The sequence below is a fragment of the Pararcticibacter amylolyticus genome, from assembly GCF_003130405.1.
In the GTDB taxonomy this organism is placed as follows: domain Bacteria; phylum Bacteroidota; class Bacteroidia; order Sphingobacteriales; family Sphingobacteriaceae; genus Arcticibacter; species Arcticibacter amylolyticus.
Map to the genome: position 1 here is coordinate 292329 of NZ_QEAS01000006.1, position 7803 is coordinate 300131.

General features: G+C 45.2%; 9 protein-coding genes. All 9 read right to left on the reverse strand.

Translation table 11 applies throughout. The features are described 5' to 3' along the window. Positions 1 to 26: 26 nt before the first annotated feature. Positions 27 to 794 (reverse strand): ABC transporter permease subunit, encoded by a 768-nt coding sequence (locus DDR33_RS09445; RefSeq protein ID WP_109415522.1) that lies wholly within the window; start codon positions 792 to 794, stop codon positions 27 to 29. Beyond that, on the reverse strand, positions 794 to 1519 hold the full coding sequence (locus tag DDR33_RS09450) for an ABC transporter ATP-binding protein (RefSeq protein WP_109415523.1): 726 nt from the start codon (positions 1517 to 1519) through the stop codon (positions 794 to 796). The genes DDR33_RS09445 and DDR33_RS09450 overlap by 1 nt, the downstream gene beginning before the upstream one ends. Next, positions 1494 to 2759 (reverse strand): nitrous oxide reductase family maturation protein NosD, encoded by a 1266-nt coding sequence (locus DDR33_RS09455; protein ID WP_202913698.1) that lies wholly within the window; start codon positions 2757 to 2759, stop codon positions 1494 to 1496. Before DDR33_RS09455 ends, DDR33_RS09450 begins: the two co-directional genes overlap by 26 nt. Before the next feature lie 5 nt (positions 2760 to 2764). After that, the gene (locus tag DDR33_RS09460; protein ID WP_158280691.1) at positions 2765 to 3181 is read right to left on the reverse strand and encodes a nitrous oxide reductase accessory protein NosL; all 417 of its coding nucleotides are present in this window, start codon (positions 3179 to 3181) and stop codon (positions 2765 to 2767) included. 5 nt (positions 3182 to 3186) lie between these two features. Next, entirely contained in the window at positions 3187 to 3771 is a 585-nt protein-coding gene (locus DDR33_RS09465; protein WP_109415526.1) for a hypothetical protein, read from the reverse strand. Between the two features lie 120 nt (positions 3772 to 3891). Further along, positions 3892 to 5871 carry a Sec-dependent nitrous-oxide reductase gene (gene nosZ / locus DDR33_RS09470; protein WP_109415527.1) on the reverse strand — a complete coding sequence of 660 codons (1980 nt, stop codon included), beginning with the start codon at positions 5869 to 5871 and terminating at the stop codon, positions 3892 to 3894. 1 nt (position 5872) lies between these two features. Continuing rightward, positions 5873 to 6358 (reverse strand): c-type cytochrome, encoded by a 486-nt coding sequence (locus DDR33_RS09475; RefSeq protein ID WP_109415528.1) that lies wholly within the window; start codon positions 6356 to 6358, stop codon positions 5873 to 5875. Between the two features lie 468 nt (positions 6359 to 6826). After that, positions 6827 to 7468: a peptide-methionine (S)-S-oxide reductase MsrA gene (gene msrA / locus DDR33_RS09480; RefSeq protein ID WP_109415553.1), complete on the reverse strand. Its 642-nt coding sequence runs from the start codon at positions 7466 to 7468 to the stop codon at positions 6827 to 6829. A 50-nt stretch (positions 7469 to 7518) separates the two neighbouring features. After that, on the reverse strand, positions 7519 to 7803 hold a 285-nt coding region (locus tag DDR33_RS25780; protein WP_158280692.1), incomplete at its 5' end, for a hypothetical protein.

A 7803-nucleotide genomic window follows, 5' to 3' on the forward strand; every position in this document is an offset into this window, starting at 1 on the left:
ATCAGGCAGGCATTTTCCGTCCCCGGTTACAGGTCCTTTCTCCTGAAAAGGCGGACAGAAAGGATCAAAGGTATCCCAACCCAGATTAACAGGCAGCAGACAGAATAAAAACTTCCAAAAGCCGATCCCAGGAATTTCTTGAATAACGCACCGGAATATCCCATTAATACCGCGACATCCAGTTGCAGCAGCATCAGCACCCGGGCCAGGTCAACAGGATTAAATGCGATGAATCCCAGCACAGCTTTGTCGATCGGGTAATCATTAAATGAATAAATAAAGGTCAGCAAGAACCCGTCAAACAACAATGTAAAGAACAGTGCCACCACCAGGGATGCACCAATAGCCTTGGTCTTATCCTTAAACAAAACGAACACCAGGAGAGCAAGCGCGGAAAAGATCAGCGTCAGCAGCAATCCGGTGATCAGCAAGATCAACGCCGGCATCCCGGGAGCCATTAACAATACCGGCAGGCCTATCCCCAGCAGGTAAGCTATACTCAAAGAAGTTGCCAGCCCGGTATATTCAGCCAGCAGAACTTTATCTCTCTTTACAGGCTGTGCCAGCAGTAATTCGATGAATTCTATTGAGTTAAAAAAGTAAATGGTAGCAAACAGTATACTGATTAAGGGAACAAACAGTAACGTAATATTCAATAAACCAAGCAATCCCTTAGCGGTATTATTGTCCAGATTTAAAAGGCTGAAAGACAAAAGAGCAAGGATGACCGCATAAACCAATACCACTTTGTTCCTCAACAGGTCTAAAAATATATACTTTACAATGGTCCTCATTATTTTTCCTCCCCGCCATGAGATACAGATCTCATGAGCTTAGCTACCGCCTTATTTAATTTCTCCTCGCCCGCCGACTCTAGTATATCCCGGACACGCCTGTGAAACATCAGCTTCCCGTCCTGAAGATAGATCACCTCACTCGCCAGGCCCTCAAGATCACTCAAAACGTGAGAAGTAATCAGAATAAGTTTCCCCTTCTCCCTCTCGTTGCTGATCTTCGCCCTTAATATTTCGCTCGACAAAGGATCCAGCCCTGCCGTCGGTTCATCCAGGATAAGGATGCCGGGATTAAAAAGAAAAGCAAGGCAGGCACTCACTTTCTGCCGGGTCCCTCCCGATAAGGTTCTCATGACTTTATTCTTCAACCCCTCTATCCCAAAATCACGGATCAGGTCCTCATCATAAGCCCTTACGTCGCTGCGCATTTCCCTTACCATATTGATCACCTGCCCGATGGTCATATTATCGGGGTATCTTCCTATCTGCGGCATAAAACCTATATCCGCACGGTAAGAATAACCATGCTTCACCTCTTTACCGTTCACACTTATTGATCCACTTTCAGGAATCACTAATCCTAAGATCGACTTGATCAGCGTCGTCTTCCCCGACCCGTTAGAGCCCAGCAGGGAAATTGCCTGATGCCCCTTCAAGCTGAGACTGATATCGTCAAGTGCCCTGAACTTTCCAAAAGACTTAATTAACTGGCGTATTTCTATCATGAAGATTTATTCTTTTAATAAGCGGCCTGTCATCCTTCATCTGATCCGGAATAAGAGTAGGCAGTATTTTTTCAACCATCTCAATAAGTCCCGAAAGAAAACTCCGGTACAATATCATAGCCACCGGCACCTGCTCCGTAATAACGGAATAGGCACTTACAGGGTAATAGGGAACGTCACCCGTTCCATCTTTATCCAGGTCATATCCGTCATACTTATCCCAGTAATTATTACTGAAATAATTAAGCATCAATGTTCCGTTAGTAGCAACATCAAAAGAATTCCCGACGAAATTATTCCGGTGAAAATTACTTCCGCTGCTGTTTGCCTGCACACGCAGCGCCCACCCGTTTTCTTCAAAAGTATTCTGATTCACTTCTATACGGCTTGTTCCCTCCATATAGATGCCTACTGTATTTTTCAGGAAGCGGTTGTTCGAAATACGGCTGTCGGAAATATCCTTAAGCAGCAAACCATAGGATGCATCGCCCCAGTTATGGATGAAAATATTTCCAACCATCGTTACCACCTTGCTGTACATCACCGCCACACCCGCGCCGTTCTCACTGAATTTGTTATACTCATATCTGTCATTATTGGAAAACATAAAATGCAGACCGTAACGCACATTCCTGAAAGAACGGTTATTCCGGATAGTAGAATTGCTCACAAACTCGAAATAGATACCGTCCCGGTGCCCTGAAATAATATTATCCAGGATCAAAAGATCTGTGCTTTTCCAGGCATGTATGCCATTCCCGCTTGAAAGCTCATCCGTAGCGTTCGACTGTATATAATTGCCCTTTACCACGCAGAACTTACTGTTCTGCAAATAGATCCCATAAGTACCGTTAATAATCCTGTTACCCGTTATTACCACATCCCGGTGATCCGATACCTTAATCCCGGCGAGATCATTCATACTTGATTTCCCGATATTCTGTACCTGCAAGCCCTTCACTACCACCGAGTCTGCATAAATAAACAGAACCTCATATTTCCCAAGGCCATCGAAAACAGGATAATCCCTCCCTATCAGCGTAAGCTTTTTCTTCACTACCAGGCTGTGCTGCTTATAATACCCCTTCGAGATCAGCAGGGTATCACCCGCCTTCGCCCGGTCTATTAGAGCCTGAACATTATTCCCCGGCCTTACAGGAATAACCTTAGCCGCTACATATCCTGTAAATACAGAATGCAGCAGCACCAGGAAGAAGAAATTACGCCAGGTAAACATCATATAATCTAATTAACATCTTTCAGGCTCACTGGAGCCACCTTCAGCGAATCGGCCAGAGCCTGTGCCTCCTCCCTTGAGGCAAAAGCAGCATACTGCCCGTTCATGGGGCTTCTGAAAAAGCCGTGCCGCAGGAAGATGACATCCTTCCCCTCCAGCATAGGCCTGTGCTCCTTACGATAATCACTCACGAAGATCCTGTTCTCCTTCTGCTCAGGATGTTCCTTTTCAAAATGCCTCAGGCAGATGATATCATCAAATTTATATATCTTCCCTTTGGCTGTAACCAGCTCTGCACCAAAACGGTTATCCACTATGGTCATTTTGCAATGAGCACAAGCGTCCTTCCCGTAATTAATAGGCTCAGGCGACTGTGTGCACGCACTCGTAAAGAACAGGACAACACACAATAAAATCAATTTCACACACTTCATATCTTTTCTGTTTTTGATTTTCTCCATTCAAAGAAAGATACCAGCACCAGGATCAAGCCTGCCATAACAAAAAACCAGCCTCCGGTATCAGGCTGCGACAAAGCCTCAAAATTCAACATCTTTTTATAACCGATCAGAGGAGGCTGGTAAGCCATCCCCGGAACTTTGATAGGAGCAGAGGGGTCCAGGTTATGCCCGTAGTCATATTCCCACTGCCAGAAGTCATACATGGCGGCAATCCCGAACAAAATAAACAGCAGCGTCCAGCAATAATACCCCAGCTTCCTGTTCCACATCAGCACCACCAGTCCCAGCGCCATAAAAGCCCCCAGGATATACGGCAAATAGACAAACTCCTTAAAATCTTCTTTATGGATCGTTTTCATGCCGATATAATGATTCAAACCGTTTATGATCTCCACATCCCCTTTCACATCATTTATATGGATCTTCATACTGATACCTTCAGGGTACTGCGGCGCCCGGAGCTCAATTCGCCACATGGGCAGGAAATACAAGGTCAGGATGCACCCGATGACAATAAAGATGCTTATTTTACTTAATTTACTTAGCTTTCTCATACCATTTTGATTCACGCAACGAATCGGTCATGAGCTTATAAACAGAGACGCAGGCAATAAGACACATGAACGGTTCGTCAGATAACGGCGCTCTTTAAAGATAAAGAGCGCCGTATTAGTTTATTTTGCAGCAGCAACCGTCGGTGCCGATACAGATTCCCCGATTCCAAATTTCAACGGAACCTTCGCTCCGCGGGGCGAAACCCGCAGATATCCCTGCATTTCCTGGTGCAGGGCAGAACAAAAGTCTGTACAATAGAAAGGTACAATGCCCACTCTGGTTGGAACATACTTCAGCGTAGCTGTTTCTCCCGGCATAATTAACAACTCGGCAGAAGCAGCATGCTTGATAGCAAACCCGTGAGGAATATCCCAGTCCTGTTCCAGGTTGGTAACATGGAAGTAAACGGTATCTCCAAGGAATACCCCTTCAATATTGTCAGGATTCAGGTGAGAACGTATAGCCGTCATATAAACATCCACCCGGTTGCCTTTCCTGGTCACCTTAGCATTTTTTTCACCCATGGTGACATAAGGATTCTTATTCTTGAAAATATCAAAGATCTTTATGCTCTTATCTCTTACCTTTTCCGCAGGTATCGCCTGTGCATAGTGAGGTTCACCTACCGTAGGGAAATCAAGAAGAAGCTTCATCTTGTCGCCTTCAATGCTGTACAACTGAGCAGATTGCGCCAGCTCCGGCCCGGTAGGCAAATAACGGTCTTTAGTGATCTTGTTATACGCCATTACATATTTACCATAAGGCTTGCGCGTGTCACCACCGGGAACCATCAGGTGACCGATAGAATAGAATGTAGGAACGCGGTCAAGGATCTTAAGATCCTTCAGGTTCCACTTCACAATCTCAGAAGAAATGAAGAAAGAAGTATAAGCATTTCCTTTATCGTCAAATTCGGTATGAAGGGGGCCTAATCCCGGCTTCTGCACTTCCCCGTACAACACTTTAGTATAATCAAGCACAGGAATATTATGGTATTCTCCTTCAAACTGCTTTTTGCTGATAGCATCCTGTAATTTACTGAAAGAAAACACAGGGATTAAAGCAGCAAGCTTTCCGCTGCCTACGATATATTCACCGGAAGGATCCACGTCGCACCCATGAGGAGATTTAGGACATGGGATCATATAAACCAGGTCTTTCAGCTCGGCAGGATCTAATGTAATGACTTCGGTCTCTTTAGTTGAAACGGCAGAATGAGTTTCTTCATTCCATACGTTATGCACATAACTGGTTTTAAGCTTCTTCCCTTTTCCAGCCTTCACATATTCTTCAGCCTTCTTCCAGTTAACAGCGACAATATAATCTTTATCTTTTTTTGAAGCATTCACTTCAAGAAGAGTATGAGCCTGTTCCGTATTATAAGTAGAGAAAAAGAACCAGCCGTGAGACGGCCCTTTACCAGCCCTGCTCAGGTCGAGATCCATCCCCGGAAGAATGATCTGAAAGGCGATCTTCATACGGCCGCTTTCCTTATCTATCGAGATGAAGGACGCTGTGCTCTTAAAATTATCCTTAAACGAAGAAACAGGAACATCTTCGTTCCCTACAGGAACAGAAAAACGTGTACCGGCAATGGTATATTCCGTATTCTCCGTGATAAACGGAGATGAGTGATTCCCTGCACTGTTCGGGATCTCCAGGATCTCAGCCGTTCTGAAGGATTTAAGATCAATCCTGGCAATACGCGGCGAATTATTTGCATTGGCAAAAAGCCAGCGTCCATCCTGCTCACCATTGGTTTGCGACAAAGCCAGGTGATGCTGATCATCCCAAGGCACAAAGCCCTGTGAAGTAGTTAACATGGGCTTGCTTTCTTCGCTGTAGCCATAACCGCTTTCCGGGTTAACCGAAAATACCGGGATAATCTTCAGAAGCCTTCCTGACGGAAGCCCGTAAACAGAAACCTGGCCATTGAACCCGCCGGAAACAAAGTTGTATAACTCGTCATACTTTCCCGGAGCAACATATACCTTAGAAGCGGCATCGCCTTCCACAACAGAGCCTGCATTCTTCATCTTACAGCCCTGGATGGAAGCAACAGCTCCCAGTATACAGAATAAACCTAAGAACCTTTTCATCTTATTTCTTATTATCGTTTTTTCTCATGTACTCAAGGATCGCACGGGCATCATCATCGCTTAAATTCTGGTTCGGCATTCTCACCATACATAGTTCAAGCATTGCCTTCGCTTCCGGATCTTTATCCAGCATCTCGTCAACATTGGTAACAAAATTCATTATCCATTCCGGCGTCCGCCTGTCTGTCACACCCTTCCATCCAGGTCCCACGAGTTTCTCGTCTGTCAGCTTATGGCAGGAACTGCACTTCACATCAAAGATCTGCGTGCCCTTTGCCAGCATCCCTTCGTCCAGCGGATGGGTCAGCTGAACATCTTTAAACTTACCGATGCCTTTGTCATCTGCGGCTGCGGCAGGAGCACTAGCCTCCTGCGCCGCTGCTGTTGATGATTCATTCTGCACAGTCTTATCTCCTGTGCTGCTACCTCCGCAGCTACCGAAAAAAACTGCAAATGAGAGAATTGCGTAAAGAAATCTTTTATCCATAATCTTTTTAAGTTTAGTCCAATAAAAGACATTTTTATCTTTTATTAGACAATAGTAAGACAAGAATTCAGTTAAAAAAAATGACATTAATCACTAAATCAGAGAAGGGCAGTTCTAGAATGCTCTGGATGGTGAATCTTTTCTCTGACATCCGGAACTAGCGAAGCTGGCCCGGCAGCTATCTTTGTTCAAACCATGATAGTTTGTAAGTCCTTATATCCTATATATAAGGATACAGGGATAAACTAGCTAACAGATTCATCAAGATGTCTCAAACTTAGGCCTTTCGTATCAGATCTTAGGCATCCAGCCATATTAAGTCAAATATATTGGTACTGAATGGTATTACCACTCGTATATATCAACGCATTTATACCCGGGCCGATGCTGAGGGACCAGCGCTGGTTGCCGGACCAGACCGGATGTTTAAACCTTACTACATTCTCAAATCCAGGATGACGCATCCCGTTACTCTTTCTTAAGCTTCAGCTTGCACTCTCTTTTAAAGGATTCAAAACGTGGCACCGACACATTACGAACATACGAATCATAAGGGTTCTCCTTTGTATAATTCTGATGATATTCCTCTGCCCTGTAAAAGGTTTTGAGCGGCGACACCTCGGTTACGATGAGATTTTTAAATGCCGGAGTCCACTTCTTTATGGCTTCACTTGCCAGCCGCTTTTGTTCTTCACTGGTATAAAAGATGGCAGACCGGTAGGAGGTACCCACATCGGGGCCCTGCCTGTTCAGGGTAGTCGGATCATGGGAAGAAAAGAAAACATCAAGGAGATCAGAATAAGAAATAACCCCGGGATTGTAGTATACCAGCACTGTTTCTGCATGGCCGGTCTTCTCCGAACATACTTCATCGTATGTCGGGTTCTTGGTATGGCCGCCGGCATACCCCGAAACAGCCGAATCCACTCCCGCGAGTTCTTCAAAAATATGCTCCGAACACCAGAAGCAGCCTTCTGCAAATGCTGCAACAGCTTTTTTGCCGGAGGAGTCAATTTTTACCCCGGTTGTACCCTTCTGCTGACCCGCAGAATTGCAGGAGAACAATACCCCTGAAAGCAAAGTAAGGAGAAAGAGCCTGATCAACTTCATATCATTCATTCTAAGCTCTAAACGAAAAAAAGAAGTTTTAGGTATGTCGCTCAGAACTTTACCCTTTTACCCTCCAGCGGTACCGGCTCCTCAGGCTCCGCTTTAAATACCCTCTGATGCTTCTTCCCCCGCCTGGATATCTTTTCCGTCAGGCCCTTCATCTTACCCAGCAGCTCTTTTCCTGCATATCCTGATAAGGGACGGATCATGTAGTGATCCCCTGTTTCCTTTCCGGCCTTTAATGCCTCCCTGATCCTTCTTTTTCCATAGCCTTCCTCTGCTTCTCCTTCAGTGGGGAAAGTAGCCAGGATCGTGCCCGGGTTGAAGTCAAGGCT